Below are 22003 nucleotides of genomic sequence, written 5' to 3'. Positions count from 1 at the left end.
CGGGTTCCATGTGTTCGAACGGTCGCGGCATAAGCGAGCCTACCCACCCCCAGCCCCTCCCTTTCAGGGAGGGGAGTTGGATGTCAGTTCAGCAGGAACCGCACCGATACGGTGACCGTCACGTCCTTCTCGCCCGGTGCGATCTGCGTGCTGTCCTTGGCCATCGACGCGCGTGCCATGAACATCGGCTGCGGTGAGCCGCCGGTATCCTGCCCCGATTCGGCGATCGAGACGATCCGCGACACCCGCAGCCCGGCTGCCTTCGCGTAGAGATCCGCGCGACGCTTGGCCTGCGCGATCGCGTCGGCGCGCGCTTCGTCGAGTGCCGCCTCGGGCTTGTCGATCGACAGGTTCGGCCCGTCGATCTGGTTCGCACCCTCCGCCACCAGCGCATCGAGGATCGCGCCGGACTTCGCCACGTCGCGGAAACGGATCGAGACTGTGTTGGTCGCCTGGTATCCGGTGATCACCGGCGGCTGGTTGTCGGCATAGCGATATTGCGGCGCGAGCTGGACCGACGACGTCGCGATGTCGCGCGGCGCAACGCCCGCCCGCTTCAGCGCCGCGAGCACCTTCGCCATACGCTGCGCATTGTCGGTGAGCGCGGCTGCCGCGGTCGTCGATTGCGAGACGACGCCGGCACGGATCGTCGCGAGATCAGGCACGCGGGTCGTGCGGCCCTCCGCCGTCACGTCGAGCACGGTGCCCGCCGCCGGGATCATCGGCTCGACCGTGGTCGGCGCGGTCTGCGCGATGGCGGCAGTTCCCGGCAACGCGACGGCGACGCCGGCCAGCGTGGTAAGGAACGTTGCGATCTTCATGACTATGTCTCCCGTGTAGCAATATGCCGGCGTGTGGCGCCGCGCACGTCAACGCAAGCTGAACGTCGCCAAACTCTTCGAACGTCCCAAACTCTTTGAACATCCCAAACTCTTTGAACATCATTGCGGATAGATCGGATTCGAAGCATGTCTTCGCGTTCGTGCTCGTCGAGGGGCTTGAGCACGGTGACTTATTCAGATAACACAGCGTGCGAATGGCGAAGCGGGTCGAGACAAGACCGGTCGGAATTGGGATTGTGACGCGCATGAATTACGAGACGAAGATGATCGGTGGCGAGAGCGAAGAGCCACTGGCGTTGCCGGACTACAGCGCGCCATCGCATCGCCGCCGCAACGTCATCATCGCCGTGATCCTCGTCCTGGCGATCGCGGTGGCGGTCTATGCCTTCAAGGCCGGCAAGAAGGACGTCGCGGCGGCGACGCCCGGCGCGCAATTGCCGACCGTGTCGGTGGTCGTGCCGGGCCGGCAGGCGGTCGACCGGACGATCTCCGCCACGGGCACGCTGGCGGCGCGACGCGAGATGCCGGTCGGCGTCGCGGGCGAGGGCGGGATGATCACGCGCGTGCTGGTCGAACCCGGCACCTGGGTTTCGGCGGGCCAGGTGCTCGCGACGGTCGATCGCTCGGTCCAGAACGAGACCGCGGCGTCGCTTGCCGCCTCGGTCAGCGTCGCGCGCTCGGACGAGACGATCGCGCAGGCCGAACTCGATCGCGCCAAGCAGCTCGTCGATCGCGGCTTCATCTCGAAGGCCGATCTCCAGCGCAAGGCGGCGACCCGCGACGCCGCGGCGGCGCGCGTGAAGGTGGCGCAGGCGACGCTCGGCGAGGCGCGTGCGCGCAACGGCCGGCTCGATATCCGCGCCCCTGCCGCCGGTCTGGTCCTGACCCGTGGCGTCGAGGCGGGCCAGATCGTCGGGCCATCGGCGGGCGTCCTGTTCCGCATGGCGATGGGCGGCCAGATGGAGATGCGCGCACAGTTGAGCGAAGCGGACCTGACCGGGCTGCATGTCGGCGCGCGTGCGACGGTCGTGCCGGTCGGCACCACGCAGGGCTATCCCGGCGAGGTATGGCAGGTCTCCCCCGTGATCGATCCGCAGACCCGCCAGGGCATCGCGCGCATCGCGGTCAAATACGATCCGGCGCTGCGCCCCGGCGGGTTCGCCGCGGCAACCATCGTCGGCGGCGTGACGCAGGCGCCGCTGCTTCCTGACTCTGCGTTGCAGAGCGACGAGAAGGGCAATTACGTCTATATCGTTGGCCCGGGGGACAAGATCGTCCGGCGCAACGTGAAGATCGGCCAGGTCTCCGACGCCGGCGTGACGATCATCGGCGGCCTCGACGGCTCGGAGCGCGTCGTCCAGTCCGCGGGCGGCTTCCTCGCCCCCGGGCAGACGGTCAAGCCGATCACCAAGAAGGCGAGCTGAGCCCATGAACTTCCGCAACATCTCGGCTTGGTCGATCCGCAACCCGGTTCCGCCGATCGTCCTGTTTCTGGCCCTGATGCTTGCGGGCGTCGTCAGCTTCATGCGGATGGACGTCAACCGCGATCCCGACATCGATTTCCCGATCGCGATCGTCGTCGTCAACCAGCCGGGCGCGGCGCCGACCGAGATGGAGACGCAGGTCACGCAGCGCGTCGAGGCGGCGGTGCGTTCGCTCCAGGGCATCGACGAGATCAACTCGACCGTCACCGAAGGCAATTCGGAAACGGTGATTCAGCTCACCATCGGCACCCCGATCGACCGCGCGGTGAACGACGTACGCGACGCGATCGCGCAGATCCGCAGCGACCTGCCCGACGGCATCCTCGAGCCGCAGGTCTACCGCGCGAACACCAGCGGCAACGACGTCGCGAGCTTCGCGGCGATCACCACCGACATGACCGTCGAACAGCTCTCTTGGTACATCGACGACACCGTCACCAAGGAATTGCTGTCGATCCCCGGCATGGCGACGATCAGCCGCAACGGTGGCGTCAGCCGCGAGATCCGCGTGATCCTCGATCCGCTGAAGCTCCAGAGCCAGGGCCTGACCGCAAGCCAGGTCAACTTGCAGTTGCGTCAGGTCAATCTGAACGCGGCGGGTGGTCGTGCCGAAATCGCCGGGTCCGAACAGTCGATCCGCGTGCTCGGCAACGCGCGCGACGCCAGCGACCTCGGCCAGACGCAGATCAACGTCGGCAATGGCCGCACCGTGCGCTTGGCGGACATCGCGCAGGTCCGCGATCTCTATGCCGAGCAGCGCAGCCGCGCGACCGTCGACGGGCGCCAGGCGATCACCTTCGATTTCCAGCGGGCCAAGGGCGCGTCCGACGTGACGGTCTATCATGCCGCGGTCGAGAAGCTGCGCGCGCTCGAAAAGCGTAATCCGTCGGTCAAGTTCGTCCAGCGCTACACCACCACCGACTATACCGAAGCGCAGTATGAAAGCGCGATCCATGCGATGATCGAGGGCGCGATCCTCGCCGTCATCGTCGTCTTCATCTTCCTGCGAGACTGGCGTGCGACTGCGATCTCCGCGCTGGCGATCCCGTTGTCGGCGATCCCCGCCTTCTGGTTCATGGACCTGCTCGGCTTCGACCTGAACGGCATGACTTTGCTCGCGCTCAGCCTGGTCGCGGGTGTGCTGGTCGATGACGCGATCGTCGAGATCGAGAACATCGTCCGGCATATGCGAATGGGCAAATCCGCCTATCAGGCATCGATCGACGCCGCCGACGAGATCGGTCTCGCCGTGCTGGCGACGACGATGGCGATCGTCGCGGTGTTCATGCCGGTGGCGCTGATGCCGGGTATCGCGGGGCAGTTCTTCAAGAATTTCGGCCTGACGGTGGTCGCAGCCGTGCTGATGAGCCTTGCGGTCGCGCGTCTTGTGACGCCGATGATCGCGGCGTATTTCCTCAAGTCGTTCGGCCATGCCAGCCACGGCGAGGGCAAGATCATGGACTGGTACGTCCGCACGCTCCATTGGACGCTTGACAGCCGTAAGGCCGCGGCGTGGCGCGCGCGCGGCGGCATTCGGAAGATGTTCAACCGCGTGATGGATCACCGGATGTGGGCGATCGGCGCGGGCGTGGTCGCCTTCGCGCTGACGCTGTTCATGTTCACCGTCATCCCCTCGCAGTTCCAGCCGACCCGCGACGAGGATGATTCGACCGCGCAGATCGAGATGGTGCCCGGTACCACGCTCGCACAGACCGATGCGGTGGTCGCGCGGGTCGGCGAGATCCTCAGCCAGCAACCCGAAGTCGCCACCGTCTATGCCCGCACGCGAGTCGGCAGCGGGATCGTGACCGCGAACCTGCGTCCTGATCGCAAGGAGAAGTCGGTCGATTTCGAGCGCCGGCTCGCGCCGCAGATGACTGCGATCCCCGATGCACGCGTGTCGTTCCGCTCGCAGTCCGGCTGGGGCGGCAGCGGGCGTGACGTGACGATCGTCCTCGGCGGCAGCGATCCCGCCAAGCTGCAACAGGCGGCGGACAAGATCGTCGCCGAGATGGGCTCGCTGAAATCGCTGACCGCGCCGCGCGTGTCGGGCGGCATGCAGCGCCCGGAAATCGTCATCCGCCCCCGCTTCGATCTCGCCGCCAATCTCGGTGTGACCACGCAGGCGCTGTCGTCGGCGATCCGGATCGCGACGCTCGGCGATATCGACCAGAACTCGGCGCGCTTCTCGCTCTCCGATCGCCAGATCCCGATCCGCGTCGCGCTCGATCAGTCGGCGCGGACCAGCCTGTCGACGATCCAGAACCTGCCCGTGTCGACCGCGTCGGGCGGCTCGGTGCCGCTCAACCTCGTCGCGGATATCGGCCTCGGCTCGGGCCCGACCAAGATCGATCGCGTCAACCAGCAGCGCCAGATCACGCTCGGCGCCGATCTCGCCCCCGGAGTCGTGATCTCCGACGCGATGAAGCAGGTCCACGCGCTGCCCGCGATGAAGAATCTTCCGGTCGGCGTCAGCGAACTCACGCTCGGCCAGAGCAAGTGGCAGGCCGAGATGATCACCAACTTCATCACCGCGGTGATCGCGGGCACCTTCCTCGTGTTCGCGGTGCTGGTGCTGCTCTACCGCCGCGTGCTGCCGCCGTTCGTCAACATGGGGTCGTTGCTGCTCGCGCCGCTCGGCGGACTGCTCGCGCTGTGGGCGACCGGACAGCCGCTGTCGCTGCCGGTGTATATCGGCCTGCTGATGCTGCTCGGCATCGTCGCCAAGAACTCGATCCTGCTGATCGACTTTGCGCTCGACGAGATGAGCAAGGGCGTCGACGCGTTCACCGCGATCATCGATGCCGGGCACAAGCGTGCGCAGCCGATCGTGATGACCACGGTCGCGATGGTCGCCGGCATGGTGCCGACCGCGATGTCGCTCAGCGGCGATTCGTCGTCTCGCGCGCCGATGGGCACGGTCGTGATCGGCGGCCTTGCGCTGTCGACGCTGCTGACCCTGCTGATCATCCCCGCGGCGTTCAGCCTGGCGGTCGGGATCGAGCGCTATGTCGGGCCGCGGCTGAGCCGTCGCCTGCTCACCTATCGTCCGGGCGACAATGGCGACGACGTGATCGAGATCGCCGGACCCAATCCGGGGCCGTTGCTCGGGCCGGCGACCGGCAAGCTCGGGCACGGCGGCGAACGGGGTGACGGCACGCAACCCGCCGAGTGATCGACCTACGAAACGCCCTTCTGCACCCGGGCACCCGAACCGCCGCAGCGGCGTGAACATTCGGGGCGCCCGGGGATTGTTACGGGCATGACGCTTTTACCCCGTATGCGCCCGGCCGGCGAAGCACCTCCCCCGGCGCTCGTCCGCATGCGGATCGTCGCCACCGGCCTGCTCGTGCTCATGGCCGCGACGTTCTTCGCCAGCCGCGCGCTCGTCCCCGTCCACCCGGCGTTCGGGTTCGTCCGCGCGTTTGCCGAGGCGGCGATGGTCGGCGGTCTGGCGGACTGGTTCGCGGTCACCGCGCTGTTCCGCCATCCGCTCGGGTTGCCGATCCCGCACACCGCGATCGTGCCGCGCAACAAGGATCGGATTGGCGACACGCTCGCGCAGTTCCTCCGCGCGAACTTCCTGATCCCCGTCGTCATCGCGCGGCGCACGCGACGGCTCGACGTGGCGGGGGCGATCGCCCGCTGGCTCACCGATCCGCCGGAGGGGGCAGGGGGCCGCTTCCGGCAGGGCGCGTCGAAGCTGGTCGCGCAAGTCCTGGAGGGGCTCGACCCGGCGCGGCTCGGCGGGATGGTCAAGGCCGGGATCGGCGCGCGCCTGCGGGAAACCGAAGTCTCGCCGATCCTGGGCCAGTTGCTCAAGGCCGCGATCGCCGAGCGCCGCCACGCGCCGCTGCTCGAAAGCGCGATCCGCTGGGCGGCCAAGACGCTGGCGGCGAATGACCACCTCGTCCGCGCGATGGTTCACGACAAGGCCGGCTCGATCCTGCGCTGGACCGGGCTCGATACGACCGTCGCGGACAAGCTGATCAGCGGATTCGACAAGCTGCTCGCCGAGATGGCCGAGGACCCCGAGCATCCGTTGCGCCTGAAGGCGGAGGAGGGGCTCGATCGCCTCGCCTGGGATCTCCAATACGACCGCCGCATGCGCGAGCGGGTCGAGACGATGAAGAACGACCTGCTCGACAATCCGGCGATGCAGCGCTGGCTCGACGGTCTGTGGGAACAAGCGCGCGGTGCGCTTCTCGCGATCGCCCGCGACCCCGAACGCGCGATGGCCGGCAAGCTCGGCGACATCCTCCGCCAGCTCGGCGAGACGTTGCAGCACGACCCCCGCATGTCGCGCACGATCAACCGCTTCGTGCGGCGCGCGGCAGTCGGCGCGGCGGCGGATTACGGCGACGGCATCGTCAAACTCGTGTCCGAAACGGTGCGCAGCTGGGACGCCGACACCATCACCAGCCGCCTGGAAAACGCGGTCGGGCGCGACTTGCAGTATATCCGGGTGAACGGCACGATCGTCGGCGGGCTGGTCGGACTGGTGATCCACAGCGTCGATGTGCTGTTGTGACGGGTAGATCACAGGATCTTTTAGATCGCACGCGGAGTGACAGTTTTACAGGTATCGTCCGGTCGTTTGTAGCTGCCTGGGTTAAGTAAGACCTGGAGGGGTTAGCTCTGAAAACAGATCGAGATGGGACGGCGCTTGCCGACATCGAATGTCTGGGTTGGGAGGAAAGCGGACAGGCGGCTTTCGGGAAGGCGGGTGGCGATAGCAGACATTGGGCGGCGGCCGGCTTTCCCAAAAAGAATCGACTTTCGGGAATCGCTGGCGACGGACCTCGTATGCTATCGAGGTGGTAAGCTGCCGCCGGTCCCATGGACACCAGGTTAGGCTACATGAGCCCGCCTCTCAAAATCTATGGGGTGCGAGAAGCATCCCCTAGGTACAAAGGCGGCAATGATTGAACATCAAATCCGAAATTTATTTTGAGTAGATTGTCTATGTAAGCCTTGCGGACCGCACCCAGGCTGACAGGACTCTTACCCCCGAGATAGTAGGAGTCTCCTCTGCCGCGGTGCACTGCGATCTCACGGAGGTATTGAAATTCGTCTTCAGAATCTACGCCGGTGGTTGGCGTAAATCCAATCTCGTCATGAAGACCACGCCCGTGGTAGCGCTCCATGTCCAGCATGACGTAAATATAGGTTGGTGGATCTTTCACTGCGTCAATTACGCGTGCAGCCCAATCGGCAATTTCGCTAGTATCGACTGTGCCAGTTATCAGAGCGGCGACTGCGAAGCCGAGGTCGATTGAGTCGTTGAATATCACGCGCACGATACTAATCCTTTGAGATGTGCGAAGGTCTTGATTACCGCATTATGAGCACACCAACTGTCTCGCAAACGATCAAGTTTCGGGAATGGCTGAGTTTGGTCGGCAGCAGCTTATAGCGAGCTGGGTTCGTCCTGCCCCCATCTTGGCAAGGCGATCTGGCGCAATGAGCGCAGTGACATGCGCGCTCTCCGCGATCAACCATCCACCGTTGGCCAGATAAAGCCTCCGCCCCAATCCAGCAGCTGGTCAGTAATCCTCAGTGCACCGTCTGCGGACTCGATCCGGTAAACGGTTTCGCCAAAATGCTTGCCGATAGCAATGTCGATGGCGCCGCCTTTGGGGTGCGGGACGGTGAAACAGATCGCCTTCGTGTCCGGGTCGTGGTCGGACGGCCAGCCGAGCGAGCTTGGTTCCCAATCGCTATCAGTGCGTGACCAATAGCGATGGTATATAGCCAGCTTGCGGTCGATAAGCTCGCGCAGGATGTCGTCTTCGCCTTCGCCGTCAAGTTCGTGGTGCTCGCGGTCGATCGGCAGCATTTCGGCATCATAGGCCGTCACCAGCACATGAGATGCGTCCAGCATGGCATCGTTGGCCGTCGCCGCGACGCGGGACTTGCGGGCGGGTTGGTCGAGGCGGAACGATATGAACACCGACGTCGAGCCGTTGACGATGCCGCGATAGACACCATCCGCGCCGCCCGCCCGGGCGGCCAGGGCGAGTAGCGGCTTCAGGTTATCGAAAACAATAGTCTGGGTTGGCGTGGTTAGGGCGGCGAGCCCGAGCCTTTCTCCTTCAGTCTGCGCGCGTTCGGAATCCTCGCACACTGCCGACAGAAAGGACGGATTGGCCCAAGCCCACATGAAACTGCGGTTGCGTGGATCGAAGCTGCCGAGGATCTGGCCGCGGGCGACGATCGTGCGGCTGCGCGCGAACTTCAAGGTGAGCAAACCGGTGTCCTGGTCAAAATCGTAATTGCGCTCAAGACCGAGGCCATGTTCACTGGCGAAACGGATGTTCTGCCCGATTAGCCAGTCGCTGGCTTCGCGGAGGCGGGGTGCCAGCCTGTCGTCCGAGACAAGTACGGGGTAGCTGGGGCTATTCGCGCTGCCCTTGGCAAGCGACAGCGTCTGCGTCACCCGGGAGATGCGCCCCCGCTCGTCGCGCTCCACCTTGCCATGGGGTGGTGCTGCGCTCTGGTCCCCAACCATAAGTTTCCGCAGCCATTCCAGCATGTCCCATCTCCATTGTCCGAGTGGTTACTGATCCACGGGCCGTCTGTTAAGCGCCCTAATCACAGTCGGTCGCCGGTGAATTCGTCGATCTCGGAAGCAGCCGCTCGTTCGGAACATCGGCAGCAATAAGAAAGGACCGAGGTTGGGCATTCCGGCCAACCAGCCTTTCCCATCAGGATCGAATTTTGGGAATGTCCGGGTTGGAAGGTTAGTTACTGTCCTCGCTCGCTCTGTCCCGCGCTAGCGTATTCGCGTCTTTCCAAGCATCTGTTCGAAGCGCGTTAAACCTCTCATTGTCTTCTGCCGGGGCAATTCCACCGGATTGCAGAACCACGTCGTTCAGTGATCCCATTCCACCGTAGAGACGCAAAAGTCGATCGACGCCGTGATAATCGGATTGTGCGATACTCGATCTACACCGCTCGACCTGCTCGGCCCATCCGTTGTCACCGTGCAGCTTTAGTAATGTCGCCATTACTTCGAGTGTTCCAGCGAGCCGAGCAACATCAGGATGCAGTGCCATTTTACTAGCGTAGCGGGTCTCTCGGAACGACTGCAAGTGGCTTTCTGCCGATACCGCCCTTCCCGAAAAGGAACCCATCGCGGGAAAGTCGCCGAGGCGATTGCGCAAAGAGCCGTCCCAGCCCCACCTTTTTCCCAGAATCTGTTCCCAATTGCTCTTTCCCAAAATGGCCTATTGGAGACGGAGAAACGGGAAAGACCGCACTCAACGAATGGCCGTTATCGGGAGCCCCGATCGCCAGCCTGAATGTCCGGGTGTGGGCGATAGCGGAATGGCTGGAATGGGAGGAAACCGGCCGGTCCGCTTTCGAGTAGCGATCACCGTAAACAGCAGTTCGTTCAGGTAGCGGGGCAGGAGCCAAAGGACCGCTTCGGGTTGATGGCGGCCGGCCCGCTTTCAAGCAGCAAGCGAGAAACAGATGTTCAAACTCAATGGCGCCACGCCGCCTAACCTTGGTTCACGCGGGCCGCAGCCTGCGATAGACCGTGTCGAATGCCGTTACGCGCGGTCAAGTGAACGGAAGGTAAGGCACCCCGCTCCAGATGCGGCGCACGGCGCCTCCCCGGCTCAGTAATTCCACTGCAATTGCGTACGGATCACGTCACCTTCGGCGCGCCCCGCCAACCGTTCGTCGCCTTCGCGCCGCTGCATATGGGCATAGGCAAGCGTCAGCTCGAGCTCGGGGTTCGGCTGGAACTCAATCCCCAATTCGATCTCGTCGGTCTCGAGCCGGGGCGCGTTGGTCAGTGCCTTCCAGCCGCCGCGGTAATGTTGCCAGCGCGCATAGGGCATGAACGGCCCGACCGGCGAGCGCCGCACGCGTGCCATCGTCTGGACATAGCCGCCGTTCAGCGGAAGAGAGCGGATCGCCTGGCGGGACACGTCAAATTCGGGACCACGCCCCCAGTTCCATTCCGCCTGGAAGCCCAACGGTTGCGGGTAGAGCACCGCATGGATTCCGCCGCGTTCCTCGCGGTAGACGGTGTCGCTCGTCCCGCCGCTGCGGATTTCAGGCTGTACGCCATTGCGCAACAGGGCACCGCCCAGTTCGAGCACCTGCCCGTCGAACGCCCCGCCCAGCCCGTCGAGCGCGAACGGCCAGGTCGCCATCGCGACCGTCATCACGCCGTCGTTGGTTTCGGTCCGGTTGATCCCTTGCCCGTTGAAGACGCCAACGCCGAACGCGCCGTAATTGCCGAACAGCTTCTGCCCGTCCTCCTCCAGCCTCTGCCAGATGCGTTCGACCTGGCGTGGGGTGTAATAGGCGATCACGCCGATATCGCGCTCCCCCGGCACCGCACTATTGATGCCGTCGCTGCGATCGAGCGTCAGGCGGTTGGACGAGGATTGCATGTTCTCCCACCCGAACGGCACCTTCGACTGACCGAAGCGCAGCCGGATCCGCTTGTCGCGGTCGAGGAAGGTATCGACGTACGCGTCGCGGAGCTGGACAAACCCTTCGCGGCGTTCACCGCCCGACTGATTGGCGACGCTGTTTGCGAAGTCAGGCTGGAAGTAGAAGGAGACGCGGTCGCTCAGATCGCCCTGCAGGATCAGGCGAATTCGGCGGAAGGTGAAGTTGGTATCGTCGCCGATCCCGCCGTCTCCGACCGAGCGCAACCGCGAGATTCCGTCCGGCGCGCGCCGGTCGCCGCTGATGATCTCGTTGAAGCGCAATTGCGTATAGCCGCGAATGGCGATGCGGTCGTACCATTGCTGTTTGGCGGGTTTCTCGACGGCAGCGATCGCGACCGTCGGTTGTTCCGCACGCGGCGCGGCCGGCGCTGCCGGCGCGGTCGTCGGCGCCGCTGCGACGGCCACACTCCCGGGCGGCGTCGGCGCGGGGCCGGGCGACGCCTTACCCTTTTGCGCGGCTTTCATCTCGGCGATCGTCGCCTTCAGTTCATCGATCTGCGCCTGCAATTCCTGCACCGTCTGCGCCTGCGCGCCTTCTACGGGGAGGACCGCGAAGATTGCGCCGAACGAGGCCGATAAAAGTCGTCGTTGCACGGATCATACTCACGGATCGTCGACGCTGTAGGCGATACGGCACCGCCCCTGATCGTCGCTGCAACCCCGAACAAGGGCCGCCGATCGGCCCGCCTATTGCCGCAGGATCAGGACCTCGGCAAGATCCCGTCGCAGTGCCGATACTGCTGCTGCCAACGTCCGCAAGTGGGCGAGAGTTACCGGCCAAGTTTGTTAATTGCGAACTCGTCTCGCGCAACGGAGCTACCGGTCCCAATCCGGCATCGGCCAGCCCTTCGCCTTTGCCAGCAACCGCAAAGGCCCATGCGCATTCACCGCGAAGGGCTCGTCGGCCCATTCGAAGGTCGGGGCGTCCGAGACATGATCGGAATAGAAGCGGACATGCGCGGTCTCTCGGGGGATGCCTTCACGGTCCATCCAGGCCTGGATCATCCGCAGTTTTGCCGGGCCGTAGCAATTCTCGCCTTCGATGCCGGCGAGCAGCACGCCGTCGCGGTCGCGCAGGCTCTCGGTGCCGATCACCGCGTCGAAGCCCAGTCGCCGCGCGATCGCCTCGACGTAGAATCGGTACGACGCGGTCGCCATCACCAGCCGGTATCCGGCAGCGCGATCCGCCTCGATCTGCGCGCGGGCGCTCGCGAACACGCCGTCGCGCATCACGCGGTCGGCGAAGGCTTCGGCCGCCCGGCGCTCTTCGGCGGGGGTCATGCGCTTTCCGAGCATCATCCGCTGCATCAGATATTTGAGCCGGCCGCGGCTGATCAGCTTGCCGACATAGCCGAGCGCGGCGACTCCGGCGAACGGGACGAGCGCCAGCCGCCACGGCGCGCCGCCTTTCTTCGCGGTGTGGAGCAGGAACGGCGTCCAGGTCGGCGCGTGCGTGATCGTCTTGTCCATATCGTAGATCGCGAGGCGGACGGACGAAGTGGCGTTCGTGGTGGAGGGGGCGGGGGAAGAAATAGTCATCGTCGCGACTTACGCCGCATTCATCTTGCCGATCCAGTCACTTTGCCGCAAAGGTGCCCCCGATGAGCGCGATGGCCGATTTTCAGCAGGACGGTGCCGATACCGGCACGCTTCGCTTTACCGGCGATCTGTCGCTCGCAAAGATCGGCAATCTGCCCGATCGGCTCGAGGCGATCGACGCGGCTTCGGTGAAGCATGTCGACCTGAGCGGGGTCGACCGGATCGACACGATCGGCGCCTGGGTCGTCCACCGCTTCGCCGCCCGCAACGACGCGACGATCGACGGGCTCGACGCCAACGACCAGGCTTTGTTCGACCAGGTCGTCGCCTCCGACCAGCCGCTCGCGGCCAAGCCCGCCAAGGTCAGCGCGGTCAGCCGCGTGCTCGGCGAGATCGGCGATGCGGTCGTGCTGTCGGGCAAGACCATGCTCGGGCTGCTCGGCTTTCTCGGCGCGACCACGGTCGCGTTCGGCAGCGTCATCCGTCATCCGCAGCGCTTCCGCTTCAACGCCGTCGTCCAGCGCTTCGAGGTGGTCGGCGTCGCCGCGCTCGGCATCGTCGGACTGATGAGCTTCCTGATCGGCATGGTAATCGCGCAACAGGGCGCGGTCCAGCTGCGCCAGTTCGGTGCCGAAGTCTTTACGATCAACCTCGTCGGCCGCCTAACGATCCGCGAGCTCGGCCTGCTGATGACCGCGATCATGGTCGCGGGGCGCTCGGGTTCGGCGTTTGCCGCCCAGCTCGGCACGATGAAGCTTACCGAAGAGATCGACGCGATGCGCACCATCGGCGTCTCGCCGATGGAGGCGCTGGTCCTGCCCCGCGTGCTCGCCGCGATCGTGATGATGCCGCTGCTCGGCTTCTACGCGTCGGTGATCGCGATCATCGGCGGCGGGCTGCTCTGCTGGGTCCAGCTCGGCATTCCGCCGGTCACCTTCATCGCCCGCATCCGCGAAGTCGTGCCGATCACCGACCTGTACATCTCGCTGATCAAGGCGCCCGTCTTCGGCGCGATCATCGCGATCGCCGGGTGTTTCCAGGGGATGCAGGTCGAATCGGACGCCGAACAGGTCGGCCTGCGCACCACTTCGGCGGTCGTCCAGGGCATCTTCCTGGTAATCGTCCTCGACGCGTTCTTCGCGGTCTTCTTCACCTGGCTGGGTTGGGACTGATGCCCCGCAACACTGACGATACCAGCGACAACATCATCTCCGTCCGGGGATTGAAGAACGCATTCGGCGATTCTGTCGTCCACGAGGGACTCGATCTCGACGTCCGGCGCGGCGAGATCCTCGGCGTGGTCGGCGGGTCGGGGACGGGCAAGTCGGTGCTGATGCGCTCGATCATCGGCCTCCAGACTCCGGTCGCGGGCGAGGTCACGGTCTTCGGCGAGCCCAATATCGGCCGTGAAGAAACCGAGGCGACCGAGATCCGCAAGCGCTGGGGCGTGCTGTTCCAGGGAGGTGCGCTGTTCTCTACGCTGACGGTGGCCGAGAACGTCGAAGTGCCGTTGCGCGAGTTCTATCCGGACTTGTCGCCGTCGCTGCTCGCTGAGATCGCGTCGTACAAGGTGGTAATGACGGGCTTGCCCGCCGATGCTGCGAACAAGTTTCCCGCCGAGCTGTCGGGCGGCATGAAGAAGCGTGCCGGCCTGGCGCGTGCGCTGGCGCTCGATCCCGAACTGCTGTTCCTCGACGAGCCGACCGCGGGTCTCGATCCGATCGGTGCGGCGGCGTTCGACGGGCTGACCCAGTCATTGCAGAAGACGCTGGGGCTGACGGTGTTTCTGATCACGCACGATCTCGATACACTGTATGCGATCTGCGACCGGGTTGCGGTGCTGGCCGACAAGAAGGTCATCGCGGTCGGTACGATCGACGAGCTGATCGCACTCGATCACCCGTGGATCGAAGAGTATTTCAAGGGGCCACGCGGCCGTGCCGCGGTCGCGACTCAGGAGGCGCACGAGCGCGCCGACGAGGAAGCAGCCCGACACCCTACTGAAGTCCAGTCCAAGCAGTCCGCGCCGGACGACGCCGACGCGACATACGCCGAGAAAGAAGCAAGGACGCGCTGATGGAAACCCGTTCGAACCACGTCCTAGTCGGCGCCGTCGTGCTGATCCTGCTGGCCCTGCTGGCACTGTTCACCGTGTGGATCGCGCGGCTGGGCGGCAAGGAAGAGAAGGAATACGACATCTTCTTCCGCCAGTCGGTCGACGGGCTCGCGCGCGGCTCTGCCGTCGTGTTCTCGGGCGTGCCGTCGGGACAGGTGAAGACGATCTCGCTGTGGAAGAACGATCCGCAGTTCGTCCGCGTCCGGATCAGCGTCAACGACGAGACTCCGGTGCTGCAGGGCACGACCGCGTCGATCTCGGGCGTCGGCTTCACCGGCGTCAGCCAGGTGTCGCTCGATGGTGCGCGTAAAGGCGCGCCCGCAGTCTCCTGCCCCGATGTCAATGGCCAGCCTTGCCCGTACGGCGTGCCGGTCATTCCGACCAAGCAGGGCGGCCTCGGCGCGATCCTGAACTCGGCACCGCAGTTGCTCGAGCGCCTGTCGACGCTGACCGAGCGGCTGACCGGGCTACTGACCGACCGTAACCAGGCGTCGATCGCCGGGATCCTGGAGAACACCAATCGGCTGACCGATGCGCTCGCCGATCGTGGTCCGGAGATCGCCGCGACGCTCGCGCAGACCCGCGTCGCGATCCAGCAGGCGGGCGACGCCGCGCAGCAGTTCGGCGTGCTCGCCAAGACCACCAACGGCGTCCTGTCCGAGGATGTGAAGCCGGCGATGGCGAACCTGAACAAGGCGATCACGTCTGCGCAGCAGAGCGCCGAGACGCTCAACGCCGCGATCGGCGACGCGCGGCCGGGCCTGCAGGCGTTCTCGAAGACGACCATCCCCGAGGCCAACCGTCTGGTCCACGACCTGCGTACGACTGCCGCGGCGCTCTCGTCGGTCGCCGAAAAGGTCGACCAGCAAGGTGCGAGTTCACTGATCGGGCAGCAGAAGCTCCCGGATTACAAGGGTAAGTGAGGCACGCCATGAAGACACCGCTCATCCTGATCGCGATGCTGCCACTCGCCGGGTGCATCAGTTTCGGCGCGAAACCGCCCCCCACGCTGCTGACGCTGACGAGCGTTTCGTCGGTGCCGGTCGGTCAGAACCAGGATTCGGCGACCGCCAAGTCGATCACGATCCAGACGCCGGTCGTCCCGCAGTCGCTCGCAACCGCGCGCGTGCCGGTGCAGGCCACGCCGACCTCGATCGCGTACGTCACCGACGCGCAGTGGGCGGAGCCGCCGGCGCGCCTGTTCGCACGGCTGGTGTCGGATACGGTCTCGTCGCGAACCGGGCTCGTCGTGCTGTCGACGGCGCAGTCGATCGGCGACCCGGGCGGGTTGCTTGGTGGCGAGCTGCGGTCGTTCGGGCTCGATGCGACGACTCGCGAGGCGGTCGTGACCTACGACGCATCGCTGATGCGCGCGGGCAAGACGTCGGTCGAGAAGCGCCGCTTCGAGGCGCGCGTGCCGGTGTCGGCGATCGATGCGACCTCGGCTGCGGCCGGGATCAACCAGGCGGCGAACCAGGTGGCGACCGAAGTGGCGGACTGGATCGGCCGCTGAACGCTGTTGCTCTGAACGTGGCGCCGCTTTGAGCGTTGAGGCTCTCTGACGAGGAGAGCGGCGATGCCACAGGGCGACAAGGACGCGTATACCGACAAGCAGAAGCGCAAGGCCGCGCACATCGCGGATGGCTATGAGGCGAAGGGTGTTCCCGAGCCCGAGGCCGAGGCGCGGGCCTGGGCTACGGTGAACAAGGATTCGGGAGGGGGCAACAAGTCCGGCTCGGGTCGGGGCAAGCCTGATACGCAGGCATCGGCGCGGAGTGGTGGGAAGCAGGCGGCGGGGCGTAGCGGGGCGGCGAAGTCTGCTGCGGCGAAGAAGGGTTGGGAGACCCGGCGGAAGAAGGCAAACGGCTAACCAAGTCTTCGCTCCTGCCCTGTAAGGGGAGGTGGCTGGCGATTGCCAGACGGAGGGGTGACACCCTCTCGACAGCGCGATACCCCTCCGTCAGTCCTGCGGACTGCCACCTCCCCTTGCAGGGGAGGAATAAAGTCTGCCTCAGCGTGCCAGCATCGCTTCCGCCTCGGCCAGATGCAGGCGCTCGACCATCTGGCCATCCAGCCGAATCGCGCCCTTGTCCGCATTCTCCGGCTTGGCAAATGCCGCCACGATCGCCCGCGCCCACGCCAGTTCGTCCTCGCTCGGACCAAAACCCGCGTTCGCCGCGTCGATCTGCGAAGGATGGATCAACGTCTTCCCGTCGAACCCCAGCATCGCGCCCTGAGCGCACTCGGCCGCGAAGCGCGCAGGGTCGTCGAGCGCGTTGCAGACGCCGTCCAGCGCCACGATTCCAGCCGCTCTCGCCGCCATGACGGTTGCCGCGAGCGCGGGGATCAGCGGGGTGCGATCCGCCCCGGGACGGCACCGCATGTCCTTGGCGAGATCGTTGGTACCGGCGATCAGCGCCGTCAGCCGTGACCCCCAAGCCGCTTGCGACAGGGCCGGCAGCGACAGGATCGCGGCACAGGTCTCGATCATCGCCCAGATCGGCGGGCCCGCCTCGCCCAGCGACACGCGGATTGCCTCCAGATCGGACGGGTACGACACTTTGGGTACGAGCACGGCGTCGACGCCCATGCCGCGCACCGCGGCGATGTCGTCCGCGTACCACGGCGTGCCGAGGCCGTTGATCCGCACGACAAGCTCACGCGCGCCGGACCCGCCTTCGCGCACCGCCTCGACGACCCGGTCGCGCGCCGCGGGTTTCTCTTCCGGCGCGACTGCATCCTCCAGGTCGAGGATGACGACATCGCAATCGAGCGTTCGCGCCTTGGCGATCGCCCGCGCATTGGACGCGGGCATGTAGAGCGCGCTGCGGCGGCGCGTCATGGGCGATCCGCCATCAGCGCGCGCGTGACCCCGTTGGTCCAGCCGAAGCCGTCCTGGTTGGGATATTCGCCGCCGCCGCCCGGCTTGCGCTCGACCACGTCGTATTTCTCCGGCAGCTTGCCGCTAGCCTGATATTCGCGATCGACCGACGCGAGCCAAGCCCTGGTGACCCGGTCGGCAAGCGCAGTTTCGCCGTAGCCGCGCAGGCCCTGGATCGCGATCCATTGCAGCGGCGCCCAGCCATTGGGATCGTCCCATTGCTGGCCGCTGCCGATCAGCGTCGTGCGCAAGCCGCCTTCGCCGACGAACGGGCGGAGTGCGGTGGCGGTCGCGCGTGCCTGATCGGGTGTGGCGACCTTGGCGAACAGCGGGAACGCCATCGCGGCGCTGACGAAGTCGCTCGCGCGGTTGGTGTCGAGGTCGTAGTCGGCGAAGAACCGGCCGTTCCACAGGTGCTTGCGGATCGCTGCCACGCGGGTGGTCGCGCGCGCCGCGTAGGATGTCGCGCACGCGGTGTCGCCGAGCGTCCGGCAGTTCGCGGCGATCGCCTGCTCCATGCCGACCATTAGGCTGTTGAGGTCGACCGGCGCGAGCCGGGTGGTGCGGATCGTCGCGAGCGTGCGGCCGTCGGCGAGCCAGCGCGACGAGAAGTCCCAGCCGCTTTCCGCCGCTGCCCTCAGGTCACGGAAGAGTTCGCCGCGGTTGCGCGACGGCGTACGGTCGGCGAGTTCGGCGTCCTCGCGGTAGCTTTCGTCGCGGGGATCGTCGCGGTCGTCCCAGTAGCGGTTGAGCAGTGCGCCGTCGGACAGGCGGACTGCGCGGCGCGATTGCTGGCCGGGCTTGAGCGTTTCGGCGCCGGCCATCCAGAATGCGTGTTCGACGCGAAGCTGGCGGGTACGGGTGGCGAGCGTCCTGGGATCGCGCGACAGGCCGGCGATCAGGTAGAAGAACGGCGGTTGCGAGCGGCTGAGATAGTAAGTGCGCGTGCCGTTGGGGATATGGCCGTAGCGGTCGATCAGGCTGCCGAAATCGACCACCATGTCCTCGACCAGATCCTGCCGCCCGGAGCGCTGGACGCCGAGCATCGTGAAATAGCTGTCCCAATAATACATCTCGCGGAAGCGGCCGCCGGGGACGACGTAGCGCTTCGGCAGGGTCAACGCGGAGGAGCCGGCGGGGACGCTCGTCTGTGTGCGCGTCAGTTGCGGCCAGAGCGCGTCGATGTGCGCCTTCAGCGTCAGCCGCTCGGCCGATGGTGGCGCGGCGGGCGTCGTCGGGATCGTGAAGTTCGCTGCGACGAACCGGCGCAGCGCAGGCTCTGCATCGCAGCGGCATTTGGCATAGTCGGCGAGGATCGCCTTCGCCGGCCGCTTGGGCGTCGCATCGGCGAAGGTCTTCGAGTCCGGGAACAGCCCGCGCATCTGCACCGCCTTGTACAGCGGGCCGAACATCTGCGCAGGCGATTGCGGCGCAGGCGCTGCCGCGACCAGCAGGGTCGATAGCGCGAGCAGGCCGTAACGGCGCATCAGGTGACGACGTCCGGTGCGTTACGGCCGGTGTGTTGCCCGATGCCGGCGATCGACTCCGCCGCGGCGACGATGCTGGCGAGCATCTCGCCGGTGTCGCGGTCGAGATCGCCGCCGACGGGTTCGTAGCGTTCGAGGTACACTCGGAGCGTCGCGCCGGTGGTGCCGGTGCCCGACAGGCGGAATACGACGCGGCTGCCGCCCGCGAACAGAATGCGGACGCCCTGGTTGCGGCTGATCGAGCCGTCGGTCGGGTCGGTATAGGCGAACTCGTCCGCGGTCTCGACGGTGAGGTCGTTATATTGCTGGCCGGGAAGGGTGGCTAGGCTTGCGCGCAAGGCGGCCATTAACGCGTCGGCGCGCGGGGTCTCGACGCCTTCGTAATCGTGGCGCGCGTAATAGTTGCGGCCGAACTTTGCCCAGTGATCGCGCGCGATCGCGTCGACGCTTTCGCCGCGGACGGCAAGGATGTTGAGCCACAGGAGCACCGCCCACAGCCCGTCCTTCTCGCGGACGTGGTCGGAGCCGGTGCCCGCGCTTTCCTCGCCGCAGATCGTTGCCATGCCGGCGTCGAGCAGATTGCCAAAGAACTTCCAGCCGGTCGGGGTTTCGTAGGCGGGTATGCCCAGCGCTTCGGCCACGCGGTCGGCGGCGGCACTGGTGGGCATCGAGCGGGCGATCCCCTTGAGGCCACCCGCATAGCCGGGTGCGAGGTGCGCGTTCGCCGCCAGCATCGCGAGGCTGTCCGAGGGGGTGACGAAGCGGTGCTTGCCGATGATCAGGTTGCGGTCGCCGTCACCATCTGATGCCGCGCCGAAATTGGGCGCGTCGGGGGCCATCATCGTCTCATAGAGTTCGTGCGCGTGGACGAGATTGGGGTCGGGGTGATGGCCGCCGAAATCGGGGAGGGGTTCACCGTTGCGGACCGTGCCTGGCGCGAAGCCGAGACGGCGTTCGAGAATCTCGGTCGCGTAGGGGCCAGTGACCGCGCTCATCGCGTCGAACGCCATCGTCAGTTTTGCGGCACGGATCGCGTCGAAGTCGAACAGCGTCTCCATGAGGGCGGCGTAGTCCTCGACTGGGTCGACGACCTCGACCGGCATCGCGCCGACCATGACTTCGCCGTCGGTGTCGAGGTCGATGTCGTCGGCGTCGACGGTCAGCCAGCGGTCGATCTCGAGCGTCCGCGCGTTGATCGCGTCAGTGACGCCCTCGGGCGCCGGACCGCCATTGGCGATGTTGTACTTTATTCCGAAATCCTCGTCGGGACCGCCCGGATTGTGGCTGGCCGACAGCACGAGCCCGCCGATCGCGCCCCGCTTGCGGATCATGTGGCTGGCGGCAGGCGTCGACAGGATGCCGCCGCGACCGACGATCACGCGCCCGAAACCGTTCGCCGCGGCCATGCGGATCGCGACCTGGATGACTTCGCGGTTGAGGAAACGGCCGTCACCGCCGATGACCAGCGTCGCGCCGGCCTTTTCCGCCACCACGTCGAACACGCTCTGGACGAAATTCTCGGCGTAGTTCGGCTGCTGGAAGACCTTCACCTTCTTGCGCAGGCCCGACGTGCCGGGCTTCTGGTCGGTGTAGGGCGTGGTCGAAACGGTGCGGATCATGCGGGCTCCAGGAGGCTCGAATAGAGGTTCGCGTAACGGCGGCCGCTCTCGTCCCACGAGAAGTCCGCGCGCATCGCGTTGCGCTGCAACATGGCCCAGCGATCGGGGCGTGCATAGAGGGAGAGCGTTCGGCGCAACGCGTGGCTGAGCGCTTCCGGCGTGACGCCGTCGTGCTGGATGCCGGTGGCGACGCCCGCGGCGATCGCGGCTTCGTTGGCGTCGATCACTGTGTCGGCGAGGCCACCGGTGCGCGCGACGACAGGGATGCAGCCGTAGGCAAGCCCGTAGAGCTGCGTCAGGCCGCAGGGTTCGAACCGCGACGGGATCAGGATCGCGTCGGCGCCGCCTTGCAGCAGGTGCGAGACGGGTTCGTCGTAGCCGATGCGGACGCCGATCCGGCCGGGGTGGCGTTCGGCGGCGGCGAGGAAGGCGTGTTCGAGTTCGATGTCGCCCGAGCCGAGCAGCGCAAGACGGCCGCCGAGCGTGACGAGTTCGTCGAGTGCGCCGGCGAGTACGTCCATGCCCTTTTGCCCGGTAAGGCGGCTGACGACGGTGAAGAGCGGACCGTCTTCGGTATCGAGGCCGAACAGCGTCTCGATCGCGCGTTTGTTAGTACGGCGGCGGGCGAGCGTGCGCGTGGTGTAGCGGGCGGGGAGAGACGCGTCGGTCTCCGGGTTCCAGACGGCGGGGTCGATGCCGTTGACGATTCCCGTCACGCGGCTGGCGCGGTCGTTGATCAGGCCTTCGAGGCCCATGCCGAATTCTGCGCGGCGGATTTCGGCGGCGTAGGTCGGGCTGACGGTGGTGATCGCGTCGGCGGCTTCGAGGCCGGCCTTGAGATAGCCGACGCCGCCATAATATTCGACGCCGTCGAGCGCGAAGGCGATGTCGGGCAGCGCGAGGTCGGCGAAGATGTCGTAGCCGTAGCGGCCCTGGAACGCGATGTTGTGGATCGTCACGACGGTCCTGGCGGGCTTGGCCGGGCCGGGGGCATAGCGGAGATAGGCCGGGGCCATCGCCGCCTGCCAGTCGTGCGCGTGGAGGATGTCGAACGCGTAGCCGGGGACCGCGCCCGAGGCGAGGTCGGCGGCGGCGCGGCTGAACGCGGCGAAGCGACGCCAGTTGTCGGGCCAGTCCGCGCCGGTCGCGTCGCCGTACGGGCCACCGCCTCGGGCGAACAGCGCGGGGGCGTCGAGGACGAGGAGCGGGTGGTCGCCGATCTTCGCTTTCAGGATGCGGGCTTCGGCGCCGAGCAGGTCGGTATAGCGGTGGACGACTTTCGCGCGCTTGGTGACGGCGGCGAGCGCAGGGTAGCCGGGGAGGAAGGTGGTCAGCGCCACGCCGTGCGGCGCGAGCGCGGCCGGAAGCGCGCCGACGACGTCTGCGAGACCGCCGGTCTTGATGATGGGGTAGGCTTCGGAGGCGACGGAGAGGACGCGCATTAAATCCTCCCCGGCACGGGGAGGGGGACCATGCATCGCATGGTGGAGGGGGGCTTCCACAGACGGTCCGCCCTCGATCGCAGATGGTACGCTTGCGGTGAGCCCCCTCCACCCTTCGC

The 22003-nt window shown here is 66.2% G+C and carries 18 protein-coding genes; 8 read left to right on the top strand and 10 right to left on the bottom strand.

All coding sequences use genetic code 11. The features are described from left to right. Positions 1 to 83: 83 nt before the first annotated feature. Positions 84 to 821 carry an SIMPL domain-containing protein gene (locus H8S47_RS14660; RefSeq protein WP_187504568.1) on the bottom strand — a complete coding sequence of 246 codons (738 nt, stop codon included), beginning with the start codon at positions 819 to 821 and terminating at the stop codon, positions 84 to 86. 266 nt (positions 822 to 1087) lie between these two features. Between H8S47_RS14660 and H8S47_RS14655 the strand changes: the two genes are divergently transcribed. The 3 genes from H8S47_RS14655 to H8S47_RS14645 all read left to right on the top strand — a co-directional run bounded on the left by H8S47_RS14655 (position 1088) and on the right by H8S47_RS14645 (position 6857). Then, positions 1088 to 2266, top strand: coding sequence for an efflux RND transporter periplasmic adaptor subunit (locus H8S47_RS14655; protein WP_187504567.1), 1179 nt, complete (start codon positions 1088 to 1090; stop codon positions 2264 to 2266). Positions 2267 to 2270: 4 nt separating this feature from the next. Continuing rightward, the gene (locus tag H8S47_RS14650) at positions 2271 to 5501 is read left to right on the top strand and encodes an efflux RND transporter permease subunit (RefSeq protein ID WP_187504566.1); all 3231 of its coding nucleotides are present in this window, start codon (positions 2271 to 2273) and stop codon (positions 5499 to 5501) included. A gap of 87 nt (positions 5502 to 5588) precedes the next feature. Further along, on the top strand, positions 5589 to 6857 hold the full coding sequence (locus tag H8S47_RS14645) for a DUF445 domain-containing protein (RefSeq protein ID WP_187504565.1): 1269 nt from the start codon (positions 5589 to 5591) through the stop codon (positions 6855 to 6857). 349 nt (positions 6858 to 7206) lie between these two features. Here the strand turns inward: H8S47_RS14645 and H8S47_RS14640 are convergent, their stop codons facing one another. From H8S47_RS14640 to H8S47_RS14625, 5 genes are all read right to left on the bottom strand, one after another. Next, positions 7207 to 7626, bottom strand: a complete 420-nt coding sequence (locus tag H8S47_RS14640; RefSeq protein WP_187504564.1) for a hypothetical protein — start codon at positions 7624 to 7626, stop codon at positions 7207 to 7209. Positions 7627 to 7820: 194 nt separating this feature from the next. Then, positions 7821 to 8861, bottom strand: a complete 1041-nt coding sequence (locus H8S47_RS14635; RefSeq protein WP_187504563.1) for a DUF6882 domain-containing protein — start codon at positions 8859 to 8861, stop codon at positions 7821 to 7823. Positions 8862 to 9069: 208 nt separating this feature from the next. Beyond that, positions 9070 to 9336 (bottom strand): DUF6966 domain-containing protein, encoded by a 267-nt coding sequence (locus H8S47_RS19245; RefSeq protein WP_413243623.1) that lies wholly within the window; start codon positions 9334 to 9336, stop codon positions 9070 to 9072. 615 nt (positions 9337 to 9951) lie between these two features. Next, positions 9952 to 11394 carry a porin gene (locus tag H8S47_RS14630; protein WP_398456266.1) on the bottom strand — a complete coding sequence of 481 codons (1443 nt, stop codon included), beginning with the start codon at positions 11392 to 11394 and terminating at the stop codon, positions 9952 to 9954. 222 nt (positions 11395 to 11616) lie between these two features. Continuing rightward, a complete protein-coding gene (locus tag H8S47_RS14625) occupies positions 11617 to 12339 on the bottom strand; it encodes an HAD family hydrolase (protein WP_235982928.1) in 723 nt (240 codons plus the stop codon). Positions 12340 to 12401: 62 nt separating this feature from the next. Between H8S47_RS14625 and H8S47_RS14620 the strand changes: the two genes are divergently transcribed. From H8S47_RS14620 to H8S47_RS14600, 5 genes are all read left to right on the top strand, one after another. Continuing rightward, positions 12402 to 13511, top strand: a complete 1110-nt coding sequence (locus H8S47_RS14620; protein WP_187504562.1) for an ABC transporter permease — start codon at positions 12402 to 12404, stop codon at positions 13509 to 13511. Further along, positions 13511 to 14416, top strand: a complete 906-nt coding sequence (locus tag H8S47_RS14615) for an ABC transporter ATP-binding protein (RefSeq protein WP_187504561.1) — start codon at positions 13511 to 13513, stop codon at positions 14414 to 14416. The genes H8S47_RS14620 and H8S47_RS14615 overlap by 1 nt, the downstream gene beginning before the upstream one ends. Then, positions 14416 to 15378, top strand: coding sequence for an MlaD family protein (locus H8S47_RS14610; protein WP_132895582.1), 963 nt, complete (start codon positions 14416 to 14418; stop codon positions 15376 to 15378). Before H8S47_RS14615 ends, H8S47_RS14610 begins: the two co-directional genes overlap by 1 nt. A gap of 8 nt (positions 15379 to 15386) precedes the next feature. Beyond that, positions 15387 to 15968, top strand: coding sequence for an ABC-type transport auxiliary lipoprotein family protein (locus H8S47_RS14605; RefSeq protein ID WP_187504560.1), 582 nt, complete (start codon positions 15387 to 15389; stop codon positions 15966 to 15968). Positions 15969 to 16031: 63 nt separating this feature from the next. After that, the gene (locus H8S47_RS14600; RefSeq protein ID WP_187504559.1) at positions 16032 to 16325 is read left to right on the top strand and encodes a plasmid stabilization protein; all 294 of its coding nucleotides are present in this window, start codon (positions 16032 to 16034) and stop codon (positions 16323 to 16325) included. A 141-nt stretch (positions 16326 to 16466) separates the two neighbouring features. Here H8S47_RS14600 and H8S47_RS14595 read toward each other — a convergent pair whose 3' ends face one another. Genes H8S47_RS14595 through glgA form a run of 4 tightly spaced genes read right to left on the bottom strand, consistent with a single transcriptional unit; the run spans position 16467 to position 21884 of the window. Next, positions 16467 to 17297: an HpcH/HpaI aldolase/citrate lyase family protein gene (locus H8S47_RS14595; protein WP_187504558.1), complete on the bottom strand. Its 831-nt coding sequence runs from the start codon at positions 17295 to 17297 to the stop codon at positions 16467 to 16469. Next, on the bottom strand, positions 17294 to 18823 hold the full coding sequence (gene treA, locus H8S47_RS14590) for an alpha,alpha-trehalase TreA (protein WP_214655104.1): 1530 nt from the start codon (positions 18821 to 18823) through the stop codon (positions 17294 to 17296). The genes H8S47_RS14595 and treA overlap by 4 nt, the downstream gene beginning before the upstream one ends. Beyond that, positions 18823 to 20442 (bottom strand): alpha-D-glucose phosphate-specific phosphoglucomutase, encoded by a 1620-nt coding sequence (locus tag H8S47_RS14585; protein WP_187504557.1) that lies wholly within the window; start codon positions 20440 to 20442, stop codon positions 18823 to 18825. Before H8S47_RS14585 ends, treA begins: the two co-directional genes overlap by 1 nt. After that, positions 20439 to 21884 (bottom strand): glycogen synthase GlgA, encoded by a 1446-nt coding sequence (gene glgA, locus H8S47_RS14580; RefSeq protein ID WP_187504556.1) that lies wholly within the window; start codon positions 21882 to 21884, stop codon positions 20439 to 20441. The genes H8S47_RS14585 and glgA overlap by 4 nt, the downstream gene beginning before the upstream one ends. Positions 21885 to 22003: the final 119 nt, after the last annotated feature.

Origin of the sequence: Sphingomonas albertensis, assembly GCF_014358075.1 — a bacterium.
Classification (GTDB): Bacteria; Pseudomonadota; Alphaproteobacteria; order Sphingomonadales; family Sphingomonadaceae; genus Sphingomonas; species Sphingomonas albertensis.
This window is presented reverse-complemented; position numbering and strand designations above follow the sequence as displayed.